At 64.4% G+C, this 19,192-nt stretch carries 14 protein-coding genes; 8 read left to right on the top strand and 6 right to left on the bottom strand.

The window, feature by feature from the left end:
- Positions 1-7: 7 nt before the first annotated feature.
- The 3 genes from AABB87_RS01565 to AABB87_RS01555 form a co-directional block, all read right to left on the bottom strand.
- The gene (locus AABB87_RS01565) at positions 8-3,103 is read right to left on the bottom strand and encodes a chemotaxis protein CheB (RefSeq protein ID WP_341969361.1); all 3,096 of its coding nucleotides are present in this window, start codon (positions 3,101-3,103) and stop codon (positions 8-10) included.
- A 159-nt stretch (positions 3,104-3,262) separates the two neighbouring features.
- Positions 3,263-3,637: a hypothetical protein gene (locus AABB87_RS01560; RefSeq protein WP_341969360.1), complete on the bottom strand. Its 375-nt coding sequence runs from the start codon at positions 3,635-3,637 to the stop codon at positions 3,263-3,265.
- Positions 3,638-3,752: 115 nt separating this feature from the next.
- Positions 3,753-5,117 (bottom strand): serine/threonine-protein kinase, encoded by a 1,365-nt coding sequence (locus tag AABB87_RS01555; RefSeq protein ID WP_341969359.1) that lies wholly within the window; start codon positions 5,115-5,117, stop codon positions 3,753-3,755.
- 66 nt (positions 5,118-5,183) lie between these two features.
- Here AABB87_RS01555 and argS point away from each other — a divergent pair, with 66 nt between their 5' ends.
- The 8 genes from argS (at position 5,184) to AABB87_RS01515 (ending at position 15,801) form a co-directional block, all read left to right on the top strand.
- Positions 5,184-6,905 carry an arginine--tRNA ligase gene (argS, locus tag AABB87_RS01550; RefSeq protein ID WP_341969357.1) on the top strand — a complete coding sequence of 574 codons (1,722 nt, stop codon included), beginning with the start codon at positions 5,184-5,186 and terminating at the stop codon, positions 6,903-6,905.
- Positions 6,902-7,621, top strand: coding sequence for an SPOR domain-containing protein (locus tag AABB87_RS01545; RefSeq protein ID WP_341969356.1), 720 nt, complete (start codon positions 6,902-6,904; stop codon positions 7,619-7,621). Before argS ends, AABB87_RS01545 begins: the two co-directional genes overlap by 4 nt.
- A gap of 54 nt (positions 7,622-7,675) precedes the next feature.
- Positions 7,676-8,341 carry a thiol:disulfide interchange protein DsbA/DsbL gene (locus AABB87_RS01540; RefSeq protein WP_341969355.1) on the top strand — a complete coding sequence of 222 codons (666 nt, stop codon included), beginning with the start codon at positions 7,676-7,678 and terminating at the stop codon, positions 8,339-8,341.
- 139 nt (positions 8,342-8,480) lie between these two features.
- The gene (gene lptA / locus AABB87_RS01535; RefSeq protein ID WP_341969354.1) at positions 8,481-9,155 is read left to right on the top strand and encodes a lipopolysaccharide transport periplasmic protein LptA; all 675 of its coding nucleotides are present in this window, start codon (positions 8,481-8,483) and stop codon (positions 9,153-9,155) included.
- A complete protein-coding gene (lptB, locus tag AABB87_RS01530) occupies positions 9,152-9,931 on the top strand; it encodes an LPS export ABC transporter ATP-binding protein (RefSeq protein WP_058721129.1) in 780 nt (259 codons plus the stop codon). Before lptA ends, lptB begins: the two co-directional genes overlap by 4 nt.
- Positions 9,931-11,451 carry an RNA polymerase factor sigma-54 gene (locus tag AABB87_RS01525; protein ID WP_341969353.1) on the top strand — a complete coding sequence of 507 codons (1,521 nt, stop codon included), beginning with the start codon at positions 9,931-9,933 and terminating at the stop codon, positions 11,449-11,451. Before lptB ends, AABB87_RS01525 begins: the two co-directional genes overlap by 1 nt.
- Before the next feature lie 65 nt (positions 11,452-11,516).
- On the top strand, positions 11,517-14,333 hold the full coding sequence (locus tag AABB87_RS01520; RefSeq protein WP_341969352.1) for a bifunctional diguanylate cyclase/phosphodiesterase: 2,817 nt from the start codon (positions 11,517-11,519) through the stop codon (positions 14,331-14,333).
- Between the two features lie 157 nt (positions 14,334-14,490).
- Positions 14,491-15,801, top strand: a complete 1,311-nt coding sequence (locus tag AABB87_RS01515; protein WP_341969351.1) for a THUMP domain-containing class I SAM-dependent RNA methyltransferase — start codon at positions 14,491-14,493, stop codon at positions 15,799-15,801.
- Here the strand turns inward: AABB87_RS01515 and AABB87_RS01510 are convergent.
- From AABB87_RS01510 to AABB87_RS01500, 3 genes are all read right to left on the bottom strand, one after another.
- Entirely contained in the window at positions 15,793-16,563 is a 771-nt protein-coding gene (locus tag AABB87_RS01510) for a 16S rRNA (uracil(1498)-N(3))-methyltransferase (RefSeq protein ID WP_341969350.1), read from the bottom strand. The two genes, AABB87_RS01515 and AABB87_RS01510, sit on opposite strands and share 9 nt — an antisense overlap.
- Before the next feature lie 127 nt (positions 16,564-16,690).
- Entirely contained in the window at positions 16,691-17,227 is a 537-nt protein-coding gene (locus tag AABB87_RS01505; RefSeq protein WP_341969349.1) for a hypothetical protein, read from the bottom strand.
- A 221-nt stretch (positions 17,228-17,448) separates the two neighbouring features.
- Positions 17,449-19,125: a long-chain-fatty-acid--CoA ligase gene (locus tag AABB87_RS01500; protein WP_341969348.1), complete on the bottom strand. Its 1,677-nt coding sequence runs from the start codon at positions 19,123-19,125 to the stop codon at positions 17,449-17,451.
- Between the last annotated feature and the right edge of the window lie 67 nt (positions 19,126-19,192).

The raw sequence follows: 19,192 nt of genomic DNA, 5'->3' as shown, positions 1-19,192 counted from the left end.
CGGTGTCTTAACCCTGATTTCCAGCTAGCGCCCGTTCGGTGGTGGCCACAGCATAGTGCCGCCCCTCGCTATCGCGCAAGGACGAAGACACCACCACCACCTCAAGTATTGCCCCGGACTTGGTGAGACGCTGGGTCCGCAGGGGTTGCTGCATATCGGCCTGAGCCAACTCGTCCAGCGCCCGGTCGCGCAGCGCCACCGGCACCCGCTCCCGCACGTTCAGCGCCAGCGCCTCGGCCTCACTCCAGCCATACAAGCGCGTCGCGGCCGGGTTCCAAGCCAAGGTGCGCCCATTCAGGTCTTGCACGGTGATCGCATCCGAAGCATCACGCACCACCACGGCCAGGCGCAGCAAATCGTTGGCATCGTGCAGTTGCTGGCGCGCCCGCACCATATCGCTGATATCCACAAAGGAGATCACCGCGCCTTCGATCACATTGTCGAGCGTGCGGTAGGGCTGGATGCGCATGGTGCACCAGCGGCCTTCACTGGTCTCAACCTCGATGGACTTGGACACCAGGCTGTCCAGCACTGCCTGCACATCGGGCACCAGCCGGTCGTAGCCCACCAGCTTGGACACCAGATGACCCACCGGCCGCCCGGTGTCGCTCTGGATCAGGTGAATGAACTGCGTCGCTGCCGGCGTGAATCGCAAGATGCGCAATTGGTGGTCGACAAAGACCGTGCCAATGCCGGTCCCGGCCAGCAGATTGTTCATATCGTTATTGGCGCGCGAGAGGTCCACCACCTTGGTGTTCAACTCGGTATTGACCGTGGCCAGCTCTTCATTGACCGACTGCAACTCTTCCTTCGAGGTTTCCAGCTCTTCGTTAGCGGACTGCAGCTCTTCGTTGACCGACTGCATTTCCTCGTTGGCCGACTTCAGCTCTTCGTTGGCGCTTTCCAGCTCTTCCTGCGTGCTTTGCAAATACTCGTCTTTGGCGCGCAGCTCCCGCTCCAGCTGCTCGATGCGCACACGCAAGGCCACCACATCGGCGGGCTCTGCCTCGGCACTTGGGGTACTGGCGAGATCAGGCAAGGCCTCCACGCCCGCCGGTGCGGCGGATGAGGCTGAACCACCTTCGGCCATGCCGGCATTCACCTCCTCCAAGATGACCAGGAACAGACTTGCCGCCTGCACCTCATTCGCCGGGGCGGCCAGCGGCAGCACCGCACGCACCGTCAAATTGGCGCGCGTGAAATGCCCATTGCTGCGGACCCGCAAGCCAGTCACCCGCACCGTGTCCTTCAACACGGCGGCCTTGTGCAGAGCCATGCTCAACTCATGGCGCAAGCCCTCACGGGCCATCTTCAGAATATTGTTGACACCGGCCTCGCCAGGCGCCGGCTCCAAAAACATGCCGGTGCGGCCGTGCAGGTAAAGGATGTCGCCCTGCGCATTCACCAAAGCACCTGCCGGCACCACTTGCAGCAGCAAGGCCTGTTCAGTAATTTCTCGCAATGATGGCTTCATAACACTCGCTGACTGAGCGCCTCCGCGCACTGGCGCGGCGGCAAGACCTACCCCAAGTGCGGCCAGGCGCAACGCCGAAAGCTGGGGCAATGAAACGGAGACTCGACCGCTGCCCGGCCTCAGCTGCCCCGGCACATCGGGGCGGCGGCGGTACAGCTTGGCCTTGCGATCGGTCGCACTGAACAAGGTATCGAACTCACCGACCCCCTCGCTGGAGCCGAGAAACAAGCAGCCACCCGGCTTGATCGCGTAGTGGAACAAAGGGATCAGGCGCTTTTGCAAATCGCTGCCGAGGTAGATCAGCAGATTGCGGCAGCTGACCATGTCCAGCTTTGAAAAAGGGGGGTCCTTGATCAAATCATGCTCGGAGAACACCAGCTGATCGCGCAGGCTTTTGCGCACGCGGTAGCTGGCACCATCGGCCTCGGCAACAAAGAAGCGCGCCAAGCGCTCGGGTGAAACATGGGCGGAGATGCTGCTCGGGTAACGGCCCTCGCGTGCAAAGGCAATCGCTCGGCTGTCGATATCAGAGGCAAAGACCTGCAAACGGTAAGTACCCGGCAGCGTCTGCATATGCTCGAGCAAGAGCATGGCGATTGAATAGGCCTCTTCACCGGTGGAGCAGCCAGCCACCCACACGCGGATGACCGCACCGACGGGCTGGCCCTCGAACAAACTGGGAATGCCTTGTTGCGCCAGCACATGAAAGGCATCCGGGTCACGGAAGAAGTTGGTCACGCCGATCAGCAAATCGCGAAACAAGGCTTCCACCTCGGGCGGCGATTGCTGCAGGTAGCGCGCATAAGCCTCCACCGTGTCGATCTGATGCACGGCCATGCGCCGGTCGATTCGCCGGCAGATCGTCGTCGGCTTGTAATTGGAAAAATCATGGCCGGTCTGGGCGCGCAGCTGGGCATAAATCTTGCGCAATTGCGCTTCGCTTTTTTGCCCCGCCTCGGCGGCCCTCAGGCTCTTGTCGCCCTGCCCCATATAGGCCAGCAGCTTGGGGACCATGTCAGCCGTCGCCAGCTCGAAGTCCACCAGGCCGGTGGCGATGGCGGCTCGCGGCATGCCGTCAAATTCGGCCGTTACCAAGCTTTGCGCCAGGATCAAACCGCCATGGGCCTTGATGTCGCGCAAGCCCTGGCTGCCGTCGCTGCCGGTGCCCGAGAGCACCACCGCGACGGCCCGCTCGCCCTGGTCCAACGCCAGCGAGCGGAAGAAGAAATCGATCGGCAGCCGATGGCCTCGTTTGGCCGCAGGCTCCAGCAACTGCAGCCTGCCGTTCAGGCATGCCATGTCTCGGTCAGGCGGAATCACATACACATGGTTGGCCTGCAGAGGCATGCCATCTTCCACCTCTCGCACCGGCAGGTCGGTATAGCGCTGGACCAATTCGCTCAGCATGCTGCTGAAATCTGGCGCTAGGTGCTGCACCAGCACAAAAGCCATGCCCGGCTCGCAGCCCTGCGGCAGGCTGGCAAAGAAACTCTCAAAGGCCGCCAGGCCACCGGCCGAAGCACCCAAGGCCACCACGGGCATGCCCTGCGGCGCCGGCGCGCCCGCCGCTGAACCTGACTCTGAGTCTGCGCTGAATATCGACGCGCGCGGCGCGCTGCCTTCGTTCATGGGGTCCTTTGCTTGGGCGGCACCAAATCTTGATGATGCGGCGGCCGATTCTCGCCTCAAAAAGAGCGCGGACAAAGCAAGGACAAGGGCCGGCGAAGCGAAAACGACGAAGCCCTCACATCGAGGGCTTCGGCTCGCTCATTCAGTGAGGAATAAGCCTTACTTGGCGTCGGCCACGCACTTCTTCACAAAGCTGGTCTTGGCGGCACCGGCCAGCTTTTTCTCAGCGGCCTGGCTGTCGCACACAGCTTGCGGGTCGACAGCGGCGGCGGCAGGTGCGTCGGCATCGGCCACGCACTTCTTCACAAAGCTGGTTTTGGCGGCGCCGGCCAACTTCTTCTCAGCAGCCTTGGCATCACAAGCAGCATTGGCCGGATTGTCGGCATTGCACTTCTTGACGAAGCTGGTCTTGGCCGCGCCAGCCAGCTTCTTCTCGGCGGCCTGAGCATCGCAGCTAGCGGCTGGCAGCACAGCGTGGGCGCTGCCGGCAAATGCGAGGGCGGCAAAGGTCAACAGGCTGATCATCTTCTTCATTGAGAAATCCTTGGCGATTGAATGAAAGGTGAGAACGAAGGTCATTGCAGCAAACTTGAATGACCCAGCGTGCCGAGCCATTCAAGCATGCCAACGCGACAGGCTCAAGAAGGGTTTACAGAATCCGTCGTGGATGCGCCAAAGACTCATGCGCCGCATGCAAGCGCCGCACCAACACCTGAATGAAGGCGCGGTCAAAGCGATGCTGGCATTCGGGGCTGAGCAGGCCCAGCGACTCGGGCGTGAAGGAGATGGTGGTGCACAGCTCGCTGACCTTCACATCCGCGCTGTGCTGACGCAGCGCCGGGTTGGGGGCCAGATAGGCCATCTCGCCCACCGAAGTGCCTTTGCCCAGCGCGGCCACCATGGTGCCTTCGCGGTAGACCTCCACCGCGCCTTGCGAAATGATGTGAAAGGTATTGCCCTCCTGCCCGCGTTTGTAGAGCGCATGGCCTTCGGGAAAACGCCGCCAGCGCCCGCGGTGCACCACTTCCCACAGTTCAACATCGCCGAAGTCGGCAAAGAACTCCAGCTCGCGCAGCATATTGAAGCGCTCGGAATCTTTCACTTCATAAAGCCTGGCCAGCGGCACCAACTGCTTGGCCACCAGCTCGGACAAGCCGCGGCCAAATTCTTCCCAGTTGGCGTAGCGGCTTTCGGGGTGCTTGGCCAGGGCGCGCATGATGACGCTGTCCAACTCCGCCGTCACGCCGCTGCGCTGGCCCACCAGCGTGGCCGGAGCCTGGTGATAAATCTGGTGCATCAGCGCCATCTGGCTGGGCGCATCAAAAGGCGGGCGGCCAGAAATCAGGTGGTAGAGCACGGCACCCAGGGCGTAAATATCGGCGCGGCAATCCACATCGCCGCCCTCGATCTGCTCCGGCGGCATATAGGCCAAGGAGCCCACGCGGTGCACCTGGGTGGCATCGGAGCGCAGATTCAGGGCGCTACCGAAATCGCTCACCTTCACATCCGTGACCTGGCCTTGCGCATCCAGCACGGCCAGCAAATTGGCGGGCTTCACATCGCGGTGAATCACGCCTTGGCGGAACACATAGGACAAAGCCATGGCGCACTTGAAACCCAGCTCGACGATCTGGTCCAACGGCAACAAGCGGTCGCTGCGGCAGAAATGCTTGAGCGTGAGGCCGGGCACAAACTCCATCACCAGATAGGGCGCGTCTTGCTCCGGCACGGCGTCGAGGATTTGCACCACATTGGGATGCTGCAAGCGGCCGGCCAGGGCCGCCTCGGCTGCATAGAAGCGGCTGCCGTAATCACTGCCCTCGCCGCTGCGGCTGGTGACCGCCCAAGCGCGCATGCGCTTGATGGCCACCTCGCCGCCCTTGAATTCGTCCAAAGCCAGGAAGACATCGCTGGTCGCGCCCTCGCCCAAGCGCCGCAAGATCTTGTAGCGGCCGATGTAGGCGGGCAAATCCAGCTTGGGCTCGATCGGCAAAGAGGTGTCGTCGTCAGACATGCCCGGCATCATAGAACCTGTGGGGCCGACGAATCCGCTGGCGGTGCGCCGACTTAGAATCGCGCCATGATCCAAGCCAAGCAAGAACTGCTCGCCGCCCTGGCCGAAGCGATTCAAGAACTCAGTCCCGGCGCCGACCTGGCAGCCGCCTTCGAATCCCCCAAGCAAGCCGCCCTGGGCGACTATGCCTGCACGGCCGCCATGCAATTGGCGCGACCGCTCAAGAAGAACCCGCGCGAGTTGGCGCAGGCCTTGATTGAGGCCCTGCAGCGCCGCCCAGCCTTCGAGCGCTGGGTCGAAGCGATGGAAATTGCCGGCCCCGGTTTCATCAATATCCGCCTCAAGCCCGCCGCCAAGCAAGCCGTGGTGGCCGAGGTGCTGAGCGCCGCCGCCGACTTCGGCAAACAGCCCGCCAACGAGCAGCATGTGATGGTGGAATTCGTCTCCGCCAACCCCACCGGCCCGCTGCACCTGGGCCACGCCCGCCAAGCCGCCCTGGGCGACGCCATCTGCAGCCTGTTCCAGACCCAAGGCTCGCAAGTCACCCGCGAGTTCTATTACAACGACGCCGGCGTGCAAATCGCCACCCTGGCCAACTCCACCCAATGCCGCCTGAAAGGGCTGAAGCCCGGCGATGCGGGCTGGCCGGAATCGGCCTATAACGGCGACTACATTCAGGACATCGCCGACGACTTCCTGGCCAAGAAGACCGTCAAAGCCGATGACCGCGAGTTCACCGCCTCCGGCGATATCAACGACCTCGACAGCATCCGCCAGTTCGCCGTGGCCTATCTGCGCCACGAGCAAGACCTGGACCTGCAAGCCGTGGGCGTGCGCTTCGACAACTACTTCCTCGAGTCCAGCCTGTATTCCAGCGGCGCGGTGGAAAGCACCGTGGCCAAGTTGCTGGCTTCGGGTAAGACCTTTGAAGAAGGCGGCGCGCTGTGGCTGCGCAGCACCGACTACGGTGACGACAAGGACCGCGTGATGCGCAAGTCCGACGGCAGCTACACCTACTTCCTGCCGGATGTGGCCTATCACATCAACAAATTCCAGCGCGGCTTCACCAAGTGCATCAATGTGCAGGGCACCGACCACCACGGCACCATCGCCCGTGTGCGCGGCGGCTTGCAAGCGGCCGGCGTGGGCATCCCGCAAGGCTTCCCCGACTATGTGCTGCACAAGATGGTGCTGGTGATGAAGGGCGGCGTGGAAGTCAAGCTGTCCAAGCGGGCCGGCAGCTATGTGACCATGCGCGACCTGATCGACTGGACCAGCCGCGACGCCGTGCGCTTCTTCCTGATCAGCCGCAAGGCCGACACCGAGTTCACCTTCGACATCGATCTGGCCCTGAAGCAGAACGATGAGAACCCGGTGTTCTATGTGCAGTACGCCCATGCGCGCATCTGCTCGGTGATCCGCAACTGGGTCTCGCGTGGTGGTGATGCCGCCGCGCTGGCCAGCGCCGATCTCAGCCTGCTGACGGCCCCGACCGAAGCCGCCCTGATGCTCAAGCTGGCCGACTACCCCGCCATGCTGACCCGCGCCGCCGAAGGCCTGGCCCCGCATGACCTGACCTTCTACCTGCGCGAGCTGTCCAGCAGCTATCACAGCTACTATGCCGCCGAGCGCGTGCTGGATCAGACGCCCGAGCTGAGCCTGGCCCGGGTCGCCCTGCTGGCGGCCACCCGCCAGGTCATCGCCAACGCGCTGACCGTGCTGGGTGTCAGCGCCCCTGAGGTGATGGCGCGTGAAGCCGTGGTGACGACAACATCGGAGAACACATGAGCGTTGGGGCCAAGAATCAAAAAGCGGGACAAAAGGGGGGCTTCGTCCTCGGCCTGATCGTTGGCCTGCTGGTCGGCTTGGCCGTCGCGCTGGGCGTGGCGCTCTACATCACCAAGGTGCCCATCCCCTTCATCAACAAGGTGCCGCAGCGCACGGCGGAGCAAGACGCCGAAGAGGCCCTGCGCAATAAGAACTGGGACCCCAACGCCCCCTTGGCCGGCAAGGCCGGCGCCAAGGCCGCCAGCGGCGTGGTCAGCCCCGCGCCGGTGACGATGCCTGCACCGGTGCAGAGCACGGCGCCTGCCGCCGCCACCGCTATTGAGCCCGCCCCTACTGCCGTGCCCGCCCACGCACCAAGCCATGCGCCGGCTTCGGCGCCAAGCAAGGCGGCTGAAAAATCGAGCGACAAGGCCACCGAAAAGGCCAGCAGCGAGAAGAAGCCTGAGTCCAAGGCAGCCGCCGCCGCACCCGCCGCAGACCCGAACGTCTACTTCGTGCAGGCCGGTGCCTTCACCAAGTCCGACGACGCCGAGGCCCAGCGCGCCAAGCTGGCCATGCAGGGCCTGAGCGCCAAGATCACCGAGCGCGAACAATCCGGCCGCACCGTGTACCGTGTGCGCCTGGGTCCCTTCGACGCCCGCGACGAAGCCGAAGCGCAGCAGCGCAAGGTTGAAGGCGCCGGCATGGAAGCCAATTTGGTCACCGTCAAGCGCTGATGGCGGCTTGAGTTCACCCCCTCTCACTCCCCTTTATTTCCAAGGATCTCACCGATGATCAAGCGTCGCGATTTCTCCGCCACTCTGGGCCTGAGCGTTCTAGGTGCCGGCAGCCTGCCAGGCCTGGCCTTGGCACAAGGCACGCCGGTGGAAGGCAAGCAATACCTGAAACTGTCCCAGGTGCTGCCCTCCACACCGGGCAAGATCGATGTGCTGGAGTTCTTCTGGTACGGCTGCCCGCACTGCTTCACCTTTGATCCCATCATCGAGGCCTGGAGCAAGCAGCTGCCCGCCGACGTCAACTTCCGCCGCGTGCATGTGGGCTTCCGTGCCAACATCAAATCGCACCAGAAGTTGTTCTTCGCTCTCGAAGCGATGGGCAAGGAAGCCGAAGTGCACACCGCCGTGTTCAACGCCTTCCAGCGCGATATGCCCGAGGACGATAAGGCCGTGATGGCTCTGGCCGGCCGCCTGGGCCTGGACATGGCCAAGTTCACCGCCGCCTACAACTCCTTCGGCGTGCAGACCAAGTGCGCACAAGCCAGCAAGCTGTCGGAGGACTACCGCATCGACGGCGTGCCCGCCATCGGCATCGCCGGCCGCTTCCTGACCTCGCCCGGCATTGCCGGCGTTCGCGGTGCCGGTGAAGTCGTCAATGGCCAGCAAGCACTGGCGGTGACCGACTATCTGATCAAGCTGGCACGCTCAAGCAAGGGCTGAGGCCCGCTTGCAAAACCTGCCGTGCCGCGCGCGCGGCAGGTCGATCTCTTCAGCCTAGGTGCCGCTCCTGCAATTTGGGGTGGCGCCGGGCTGCGCTTGAAGATGCAGGGCTAGAATGGTCTGCAAGAATTGTGCCGCCATGAAAACACCCTGCCTTCGCCCATCCCGCCCTAGCGCCAGAGCCGTCGCCCAAGACATCGCCAACGCTGGCCGTGTCGCCTTGGCCGTGGCGCTGATGCTCGGCGCCGCAACCATCGCCCGCGCCGAAAAGGCCGACCAGTTCAAACCACTGAACATCGCCTCCGACCAGGGTGGCCGGGTCGATATGGCGCGCCAGCGCACCGAGTTCAACGGCAATGTGGTGCTCAGCAAGGGCAGCTTGCTGCTAAAGGCCGAGCGCATTGATGTGCGCGAAACCGGTGACGGCTACTTTCAAGCCTATGCCAATGGCCAGACCGGCAAGCAGGTGTCCTTCCGCCAGGCCCGTGATATTCCCGGCGAGGCCATCGAAGGCTTTGCCGATCAGGTCGAGTACGACACCCGCAGCGACACCGTGCGCTTCATCGGCAATGCGGTGGTGCATCGCACCATGGGCAGCTCGGTGGCCGACGAGGTCAGCGGCGCCGTGATCGTCTACGACAACCGCAGCGAAGTGTTCACCCTGGACGGCGGCAAGACCTCGCCCCACCCCACCGGCCGCGTCCGCGTGGTGATCATGCCGCGAGGCTCGGCAGCAAGCGCCGAGCCCGCCGCCAGTTCTGGCCTGACCCTGCAACCCAGCACCCAGCTGCCCAGCAGTAAAAAGGCGCCATGAGCAGCGCGCCCCCGATCAGCGGCAGCAGCGCGCCGCGCAGCCGCCTTGACGCCACCGGTTTGGCCAAGAGCTACGGCGTGCGCAAAGTGGTCAAGAACGTGCACCTGGGCGTGGACAGCGGCGAGGTGGTGGGTCTGCTGGGCCCCAACGGTGCCGGCAAGACGACCAGCTTTTACATGATCGTGGGCCTGGTGCGCGCCGATGCTGGTGAGATCCACATCGACGGCAAAGAGGTCCAGCACCTACCCATCCACCAGCGCGCCCGCCTGGGCCTGAGCTATCTGCCGCAGGAAGCTTCGATCTTCCGCAAGCTCACCGTGGAAGAAAACATCCGCGCGGTGCTGGAATTGCAACTCGATGCCAATGGCCGGCCGCTGAGCAAGGCGCGCATCAATGAATTGCTGGAAAACCTGCTGCACGACCTCAGCATCGAAAAGCTGCGAGACAGCCCCGCCCCCGCGCTTTCGGGTGGCGAGCGCCGTCGTGTTGAGATCGCGCGCGCCCTGGCCACCCAGCCGCGCTTCATCTTGCTGGACGAGCCCTTTGCCGGCGTCGACCCGATCGCGGTGCTGGAGATCCAGCGCATCATCAGCTTCCTGAAGGCGCGCGGCATCGGGGTCTTGATCACCGACCACAATGTGCGCGAAACCCTCGGCATTTGCGACCGCGCCTACATCATCAGCGAAGGCGCCGTTTTGGCCGAAGGCACGCCCGCCGAGATTGTGGACAACGCCGATGTGCGCAAGGTCTATCTCGGCGAAAACTTCCGCATGTGATGAAACAGTCGCTTCAGCTGCGCCTGAGCCAGCATCTCTCGCTGACCCCGCAATTGCAGCAATCGATCCGGCTGCTGCAACTCTCGACCCTGGAGTTGAACCAGGAAATCGAGCAGATGATGGCGCAGAACCCGCTGCTGGATACCGAGGATGACATCAGCGTGGCCGCGCCCGAGATCAGCGAGCCGCCACGCGCCAGCGCCTCCGACGACAGCAGCGCCGACACCGAGTTGGGCGGCGGCGCCGACGCCGACGCCGAGAGCACGCCGGAGTTGCGGGCCGAAGACTTCGGCAGCACCGAGCGCGACGATTGGGAGAACGGCACCGAGCGCGATGACTTCGACGGCATCCGCGAACTACCCAGCAACCACAACAGCGGCAGCGCCAGCAATGACGGCGACGACGATCGCAGCGAGCAGGAGTTCGCCGAGATCAGCCTGCAAGAGCATTTGAATCAGCAGCTGGCCGGCATGCACCTCAGCCAGGCCGACCGCATGGCCTTGCAAGTACTGATCGAGTCGCTGGGCGAAGACGGCTATCTGGAAGACACGCTGGAAGACATCGCCCAGGCACTGACCAGCGATGCCGAGGAGCAAGAAGAGCTGCTGGACCATCTGCGCATCGCCCTGAAGTGGCTGCAGAACATGGACCCCGGCGGTGTCGGCGCACGCGACCTGGCCGAATGCCTAACGCTGCAGTTGCGCGCGTTGCCGCGCAGCCCGGCGCAGGTGATCGCCATCCTGATCTGCAAATCGCACCTGGAACTGCTGGCCAAGCGCGATAGCAAAAAGCTGATGGCGCTGACCGGCGCCGACGAGCCCTTGCTGCGCGAAGCGCAAGCCCTGATCCGCGCCCTCGACCCCAAACCGGGGCGGCGTTTCGCGCAAGGCCAGTCGCAGGCGGTGATCCCGGATGTGATCGTGCGCAAGGTCGGCCGCGAGCTGCGGGTGATGCTCAACCCCGAAGTCGCCCCCAAGCTGCGCATCAATGAGATGTATGCCAACGCCCTGCGGCAAACCCGCGGCGGCATCAGCAATAGTGCGCTGGGTGGCCAGCTGCAGGAAGCGCGTTGGTTCATTAAAAACATCCAGCAGCGCTTCGACACCATTTTGCGTGTCTCCAAAGCCATCGTGGAGCGGCAAAAAGGCTTCTTCACCCACGGCGCCCTGGCCATGAAGCCCCTGGTGCTGCGCGAGATTGCCGACGAGCTGGGCTTGCACGAATCGACCATCTCACGCGTCACCACGGCCAAATACATGGCCACCACCTTTGGCACCTTTGAGCTGAAGTACTTCTTCGGCTCGGGCCTGAGCACCGAGGCCGGCGGCAATGCCTCCAGCACCGCCGTGCGCGCGCTGATCAAGCAATTCGTTGAGGCGGAAGCGCCGAACAAGCCGCTGTCTGACAGCGCCTTGGCCAGCATGCTGGAAGAGCAAGGCATCCAGGTAGCGCGGCGCACCGTGGCGAAATACCGCGAAGCGCTGAAGATCGCCCCGGCCAATTTGCGCAAACCCTGCTGATTGATCTGCATCAAGGCTGAGGCAGGGGCGACTCGCTAAGGTGACGCTCCCTCACCTCGCCCACCATGTCCAGCCCAGCCCCCCATTCGGCGAACCGCCCCGGTTCGGTCTTCTGCATTCAGCAATTTCACGCGCAATGGCTGGTGTTCGCCCTGGCCTGCATGATCGCCGCGCTGTGTGCCGTCATCGGGCTCAGGCATGAACGCGCCGAGTTGCAGCAGCAAGAAAGCCAGCGCCTGCAAGGCCTAGTGCAAGTGCTGGACGGCATCGTGGCGCAGCAGCTGCATGGCATTCAGGCGGCGCTGCAGACCATCGACGATTCCCACGGCAAATGGCGCAACAGCCAGATGCAGCAAGATGCCCGCCCACTCTTGAGCGCCTTGGCCCAGGCCATGCCCGGTGTGCGCATGGCCGCCATCATCGATGCCCGCGGGCGCATGCGAGCCACCTCGCTGGCCGAGCTCCCCAATTTCGACGCCAGCACGCGCGACTACTTTCTGATGCCGAAAGCGGCGCCGCAGTACGGCATGCTCTATGTCTCACCGCCCTACAGCAATGCGCTGGGCGAATACACCATGAGCTTGTCGCGAGCGCTGTTCGATGCGCGCGGGCAATTCGCTGGCGTGGCCATGGTGACGCTAGACCCCGACTACTTCAAGCTGGTGCTGGGTGCGGCGCAAACCTCGGATGACACCTGGAGCGCCCTGGTTCACGCCGACGGCATGCTCTACAGCCTGCGCCCGCAGAACAATGCCTGGATGGGCCGCCGGCTGCTGGACCGGCCGGGCTCGCTACTGGCCCGCCATCTGGCCAGCGGCCAAGACGCCAGCGTTCAGCAAGGCCTGGCCCTAGTCAGCCGGGATGAGCGCCTGACGGCCTTGCAAACCGTGCGCACCCCGGGCCTGCAAACCAACCGCGCCTTGATCGTTGCCGTGGGTCGCCAGATCACCGCCCTGGAAGCGCCTTGGCAGCGCCAATGGCAGCAGACCCTGGGGGCCGGCTTGCTGCTGGCCATGGTCAGCGGCCTGGCGCTGTGGCTGCGCCAACGTCGCTTGCGCAGCATCGCCGCGTTGCGCGAAGCTCAGCGGCGCAGCGACCACGACAAAGCCCAGCACACCCAGGCGGTTCTGGACAATATGGTGGACGGCGTCATCACCATCGACGCGCGCGGCCTGATCCTGAGCTTCAACGCCTCGGCCTGCCGCATGTTCGGCTACAGCGCCGAGGAAGTGATCGGGCGCAATGTCAGCCTGCTGATGCCCGAGCCTGAGGCCAGCCAGCACGATGGCTATCTGCGCAACTACCTGGGCGGCAATCAAGCACGCGTGATCGGGGTCGGCCGCGACGTCACCGGCCGGCGCAAGAGCGGCAGCAACTTCCCGATGAGCCTGGCCGTGTCCAGCATCGAGCGCGATGGCGAGCCCCTGTTCATCGGCCTGACGCGCGACATCACCGAACGCAAGCGTGCCGAAGCCGCGATCGAGAAGCTGGCCTTCAACGACCCGCTCACCGGCCTGCCCAACCGCCGCCTGCTGCTGGACCGCTTGAACCAAACCCTGGCCTCGGCGCAGCGCCAGGGCCGCCACGGCGCCGTGCTCTTCATCGACCTAGACAACTTCAAGTCGCTCAACGACACCTTGGGCCACGGCATGGGCGATCTGCTGCTGCAAAGCATCGCGCAGCGCCTGCTGGGCACGGTGCGGGCGCAGGACTCGGTGGCGCGCTGGGGTGGCGATGAGTTTGTGGTGCTGCTGCAGGACTTGGGCCAGGACTACGCCGAGGCTGCCCAGCATGCCGAAGCGGCGGCCGAAAAGATCCTGCGCGTGCTGGGCCAGCCCTACCAGCTCAAAGACCATCTGCACCACAGCACGCCCAGCATCGGCATCAAGGTCTGGGGCGCGGGCGACGGCAGCAGCAGCGAAGACCTGCTCAAGCATGCCGACCACGCCATGTACCAAGCCAAGGCGGGCGGCCGCAACCAGCTGTGCTTCTTCGACCCGGTCACTCAGGCCGCCATGGCCGAGCGCGCCACGCTGGAGGCGGACCTGCGCGGCGCCTTGCAGAACGACCAGTTCGCGCTCTATCTGCAAGCCCAGGTCAATCAGCACGGCCAGTTGACCGGCGCCGAAGTGCTGCTGCGCTGGCAACACCCGCAGCGCGGCTGGGTCTCGCCCGCACAGTTCATCCCCCTGGCTGAGCAGACCGGCCTGATCGTGCCACTGGGCGCCTGGGTGATGCAGCAGGCCTGCGCGCTGCTGGCCTTGTGGGCCGGTCAGCCGCGGCTGGAGGGCTTGAGCCTGGCCGTCAACGTCAGTGCCGTCCAGTTCCGCCACAAGGGCTTTTTGTCCACCTTGCAGCAAATCCTGGCGCGCAGCAACGCCCCCACCGAGCGCCTCAAGATCGAGCTGACCGAGAGCGCCTTGGTGGACGATGTGGAGGGCGTGATCCGCCTGATGACGGAGCTGGGCCGCCTGGGCGTGGGCCTGTCGTTGGATGATTTCGGCACCGGCTATTCCTCGCTGGCCTACCTGAAGCGCCTGCCGCTCAAGCAACTCAAGATCGACCAATCCTTTGTGCGCGACCTGATCAGCGAGCCCAATGCCCATGCCATTGCCCATGCGATTGTGCAGTTGGGTGACAGCCTGGGCCTGCACGTCATCGCCGAAGGGGTGGAAACCGAGGCGCAGCGCGATCTGCTGGCGCAGCTGGGTTGCCATGCCTACCAAGGCTATTTGTTCGGCCGGCCCACGCCCATCGAGGCCTTCGTCGCCGAGGCCTTGCAATGGCCCAAGCCCATGGCCGGGCAGACGCAAACTGCCGAGCCCGCAAAGGCTCAAGCCACAAGCGAAGACAGGCCTGCCGACGCGCCGCTGCCGGCCTAAAGGCCAGCTCAGGCCAGGCCTGCGGCACTGGCACGGGCCTGAATTCCGCGCCCTCTGGCCAAGCCTGGCCGCGAACTGGGACAATCAGCCCCAAAGCCCATGTGCTTTTGCCCTTTGAACTTTTTGCTTGCGGCCGCAATCGCAACGCCTCTGCCCCATGTTTTCCCCCACCGATAAGCTCCATCTCTTTGTCTCCTGTGCCTCCGGCGTGGAGCGCCTGCTCGATGAAGAGGTGCGGGGCATCCTGCCCAAAACCCATATCGAGGTGCTGCGCGGCGGCATCGCGCTGAAGGGCGATCTGGAAGCCGTGATGAAGCTCAACCTCGAAAGCCGGCTGGCCCAGCGCGTGCTGATCGAGTTGATCGGCGGCGGCTACCGCCACGAGGACGATATCTACGCCCTGGCCTGCAAAATCGACTGGACACAGTGGATCACCCCGGCCGAAACCATCCGCGTGGACACCATTGCCCAGCGCAGCCCGCTGCGCAGCCTCAACTTCGCCACCCTGCGCGTCAAGGACGCCATCTGCGATGTGCTGCGCGACGCCACCGGCGAGCGCCCCAGCGTGGACACCCGCTACCCCGATCTGCCGGTGATGCTGCACCTGAGCGAAACCGATGCCACGCTCTACATCGACAGCTCCGGCGAGCCACTGTTCAAGCGCGGCTGGCGCGAGGACAAGGGCGACGCCCCGCTGAAGGAAACCCTGGCTGCCGCCATGCTGGCTGCGGCCGGCTGGAAGGGCACGCCCGAAGCCGGCGGCGCCCTGCACGACCCCTGCTGCGGCTCGGGCACCATTGCGGTGGAAGCCGCGCAAATCGCCTGCGGCATGGCCGCCGGCATGCAGCGCCGCTTCGCCTTTGAGCGCCAACTGCCTTTTGTGCCGCTGCGCGGCCGCTGGCAAGCCATCAAGCAAGCCGCCAAAGACCGCGAGCATGCGCCCGCCGTGCCGATCTACTGCAGCGATGTGGCCTTCCGCATGGTTGACTTTGCACGCCGCAATGCCGAGCGCGCCGGTGTGGCCCAGTACATCCAATTCAACGGCGGTGATGCGCTGGAGCGCCCGGCGCCCGAGCTGCCCGAAGGCATGCCAGGCACCATCATGATGAACCCGCCCTACGGCGAGCGTATCGAGGTGCGCGGCAAGGCCGGCAACTTCCAGATGAGCCGGGATGCGGGCGGTTCAGAAGCCCGCGATGCTGGCGACGACTTCTTCCCGCGCCTGGCGGCGCACTGGAAGCGCGCCTACACCGAGAACCCGGCCGGCTGGACCGCCTGGCTGCTGTGCCCGGACATGAAGCTGCCCAGCAAGATGCGCCTCAAAGAGTCGCGCAAGATCCCGATGTGGAACGGCCCGATCGAATGCCGGATGTTCAAGTTCGACTTGATCAAGGGTTCGGCGCGCACGCCCAAACCGGGGCGCGAAGGCGAAAGCAACGGCGATAACGCCGCCGCCGACTCAAACTGATTGCAGGGCCAGCCAGCCCAGCACGGCCAGTGGGGCCGTGTCGGCACGCAGAATGCGCGGGCCGAGTTGCACGGCCTCAAAGCCGTGATCGCGCGCGGCCTGCTCTTCGGCCGGGCTCAAGCCACCCTCGGGGCCGGACAAAACCAGGGTTGACGTCGCTTCCGGCTGCGCCGCTGCCAGCTCGCGCAAGGGCCGTGCCGCCGTTGGGCTGAGCAGCCAGCGGCGTTGTTGCGCCGTCACGGGCGGCAGGCTCTTGAGCCATTGCTGCAGGGGGCTGACAGCTTCAACGCGCGGCAGCACGCTGCGGCCACTCTGCTCGCAAGCCGCCACCGCCACGCCTTGCCAATGGGCTTGCTTTTTCTCGGCCCGCTCGCCGGCCAGGCGCAGCACCGAGCGCTCGCTCATCAAAGGCTGCACGGCGGCAGCGCCCAGTTCGGTTGCTTTTTCAATCACGCCGTCCATGCGGTCATTGGCCGGCATCACCACGCACAAGCGCACCGCATGAGCCAGCTCGCGATGCACCAGCTGGCGCGAATGCAGCTGCACCACCACCTCGCTGCGGCCCATGCGCAGCACCTCGGCCTGCCAGTCAAAACCGCTGCCATCGAAGAGATTCAGCGCCGCACCGGGCTGCAGACGCAGCACTTGCACATGGCGGGCAGCGCCGGCGGGCAGCACCAGCTCGATGGGGCCGGCGACGTCCGTGTCTGAATGCGGGTGCAGCTCGGCGAGCGGGGTGTCAACAAAAAGACGGGGCAGCATGATGAATGAAGGCGAAGAAGTTAAAGCGCAGCGGCGCGACGGCTGGGCCATGCCAGCGGCCTGAGATGCCGCCAGTGTGCCGCAAGTTAAGCCGCGCCGGGCGCGCTTACTCCAGGCCTGTGCCGGCTTACGGCTTGATGATGCCCAAGGCGCGCCGCACTTGCTCGGCGGCCATCTCGCCCTGCGCCTGCTGCACGTCCTGCACGAAGCGGTCGGCCAGGGTACGCAAGGCTGCCAAATCGGCGCAGCGCTCCACCTCCAGCACCAGCTTGTAGCCCTTGATCAGGCCCAGATGCTGCTTGGCGTGGCGGGTCATAAAGTCGTAAAGCTCGGCATGTGCCAGCGGCGACTGGGCGGAGACGCCGGCCGCTTCGCTTGAGCTTGTCGTCATGGCCTCGGCTGCAGCGGGTGCGGCGGATGGGGCAGCCACGGCAACTGTGACGGGCGCCTCAGCAGGCGCACTCACATCGGCCACCAGGCCATGCTCAAGCAATTGCTCCAGATCGGCCGCGCTGGCGCCTTGCACCAGGCCCAGCCAGGCACTCGCCGGGCGAGAGGCGTCCAGCACCAACAAGAGATTGCGTGCGCTGCGCGACAAGCCCAGCAAGCGCGCCTTGACCTCGGCCCGACCGGCCTCGGTGCGGTGATAGGAATGAGTCAGCAAGGCGGGCACTTTGTAGAAGGATGAACCGACGGGACGCCGGACTTGGAACTTGCCCGCCATGAAGCGAGTTCAGCCAAGTTCAGCCAATCTCGGCATAGTGCCGCATATTGGCCGCGGCACGGGGCGCAGACCTCCGTGATAGCCGGGTATCGCGAGGATTTGTCACGCTGTGGGTCGTGACAAACCTGCGCCAGTCAAACTCGGCCTTTGCGGAATCGGCTTTACTTCTTCAAATCCCGCAATTCACGGCGCAGCACCTTGCCGACCGGGGTCTTAGGCAGGTCCTGACGGAACTCAATGATCTTGGGCCGCTTGTAGCCGGTCAGATTGGCTTCGCAATAGGCGCGCACATCGGCCTCGGTGAGGTCGGGGTCGCGTTTGACGATCACCACCTTGACGGCCTCGCCGGCCTTCTCGTCCGGCACGCCCACCGAAGCGCACTCCATCACGCCAGGCATCTGGGTAATGAGGTCTTCGATCTCGTTCGGGTAGACGTTGAAGCCGCTGACCAGAATCATGTCCTTCTTGCGGTCGACGATGCGGAAGAAGCCGCGCTCGTCCACCATGCCGATATCACCGGTGCGGAAGAAGCCATCGGGTGTCATCACCTGAGCGGTTTCGTCGGGGCGCTGCCAGTAGCCGGCCATCACCTGCGGGCCGCGGATGGCAATCTCGCCGGAGGCGCCCGGCGCCACTTCACGGCCGGCATCATCCAGCAAGCACATCTCGGTGCTGGGCATGGGCAGGCCGATGCTGCCGGTGTAGGCCTTGCTGTCGGTCGGGTTGCAGCTGGCCACGGGCGAGGTCTCGGACAAGCCGTAGCCTTCGCAGATCGGGCAGCCGGTCTTGTCCAGCCACAGCTTGGCGGTCGCTTGCTGCACCGCCATACCGCCGCCCACGGCGATCACCAAATGGCTCCAATCCACGGTATTGAACTGGGGATGATTGGCCATGGCCATGAACAAGGTGTTGACCGCCGGCAGGCTGTGGAAGCGATGCTGGCTCAGCTCCTTGAACACGGCGGGCAGATCACGCGGGTTGGGGATCAAAACGTTCGCGCCGCCCACATGCATGGACAGCATCATGTTCGTGGTGAAACCGAAGATGTGATACAGCGGCAAGGCGCAGATGCTCAGCAACTGCTCGCCAGCCGGAACCTTTTTCAGGGCAGGCTGATACCAGGCCTCGGCCTGCAAGGTATTGGCCACCAGATTGCGGTGCAAGAGCACGGCGCCCTTGGACACGCCGGTGGTGCCGCCGGTGTACTGCAGCACCGCGATGTCGTTGGGGCCGACCTTGGGCTGCTGATAGTTCAGGCCACGGCCCTTGGCCACGGCATTGTTGAAGCTGACCGCGCCGGGCAACTCGAAGGCGGGCACCAGTTTTTTGACCTTGCGCACCACGTAGTTGACGATCAGGCCCTTGGGGAAGCCCAGCATCTCGCCCATGGAGGCCAGCACCACATGCTTGGTGGGCACCGACTTGATGACTTGCTGCAAGGTGTAGGCGAAGTTCTCCAGGATCACGATGGCCTTGGCGCCAGCGTCCTTGAGTTGATGCTCCAGCTCGCGCGGGGTGTAGAGCGGGTTGACGTTCACCACCACCAGGCCGGCGCGCAACACTGCCGCCACCGCCACCGGGTACTGCATCACATTGGGCATCATCAGGGCGACGCGGTCGCCCTTTTCCAGGCCCAGGCTCTGGAAATAAGCCGCCAGCGCACGCGAGGCTTCATCCAGCTGCGCAAAAGTGATCTGCCGGCCCATCATCTTGTAGGCAGGCTGGCTGGGGTACTTCTTGAACGCCGACTCCATCAGGTCCACGAGGGACGGATAAAGCCCTGTATCGATCTCCGCCGGAACTCCCTCAGAGTAGTTCTTGAGCCAAATCTTCTCCATCTTTTCTGTCTCCTAGCTATCCCGCAATTCTGACCTATTGCTGACGACGGATTCGTCAGGGGATTCG

The organism is Roseateles sp. PN1 (assembly GCF_038419725.1).
Classification (GTDB): Bacteria; Pseudomonadota; Gammaproteobacteria; order Burkholderiales; family Burkholderiaceae_C; genus Paucibacter_A.
This window is presented reverse-complemented; position numbering and strand designations above follow the sequence as displayed.

Excerpts from the sequence above, each read along its gene's own strand:
- AABB87_RS01565 (WP_341969361.1), bottom strand. The coding sequence starts at position 3,103 with ATGAACGAAGGCAGCGCGCCGCGCGCGTCGATATTCAGCGCAGACTCA.
- AABB87_RS01560 (WP_341969360.1), bottom strand. The coding sequence starts at position 3,637 with ATGAAGAAGATGATCAGCCTGTTGACCTTTGCCGCCCTCGCATTTGCC.
- AABB87_RS01555 (WP_341969359.1), bottom strand. The coding sequence starts at position 5,117 with ATGTCTGACGACGACACCTCTTTGCCGATCGAGCCCAAGCTGGATTTG.
- argS (WP_341969357.1), top strand. The coding sequence starts at position 5,184 with ATGATCCAAGCCAAGCAAGAACTGCTCGCCGCCCTGGCCGAAGCGATT.
- AABB87_RS01545 (WP_341969356.1), top strand. The coding sequence starts at position 6,902 with ATGAGCGTTGGGGCCAAGAATCAAAAAGCGGGACAAAAGGGGGGCTTC.
- AABB87_RS01540 (WP_341969355.1), top strand. The coding sequence starts at position 7,676 with ATGATCAAGCGTCGCGATTTCTCCGCCACTCTGGGCCTGAGCGTTCTA.
- lptA (WP_341969354.1), top strand. The coding sequence starts at position 8,481 with ATGAAAACACCCTGCCTTCGCCCATCCCGCCCTAGCGCCAGAGCCGTC.
- lptB (WP_058721129.1), top strand. The coding sequence starts at position 9,152 with ATGAGCAGCGCGCCCCCGATCAGCGGCAGCAGCGCGCCGCGCAGCCGC.
- AABB87_RS01525 (WP_341969353.1), top strand. The coding sequence starts at position 9,931 with ATGAAACAGTCGCTTCAGCTGCGCCTGAGCCAGCATCTCTCGCTGACC.
- AABB87_RS01520 (WP_341969352.1), top strand. The coding sequence starts at position 11,517 with ATGTCCAGCCCAGCCCCCCATTCGGCGAACCGCCCCGGTTCGGTCTTC.
- AABB87_RS01515 (WP_341969351.1), top strand. The coding sequence starts at position 14,491 with ATGTTTTCCCCCACCGATAAGCTCCATCTCTTTGTCTCCTGTGCCTCC.
- AABB87_RS01510 (WP_341969350.1), bottom strand. The coding sequence starts at position 16,563 with ATGCTGCCCCGTCTTTTTGTTGACACCCCGCTCGCCGAGCTGCACCCG.
- AABB87_RS01500 (WP_341969348.1), bottom strand. The coding sequence starts at position 19,125 with ATGGAGAAGATTTGGCTCAAGAACTACTCTGAGGGAGTTCCGGCGGAG.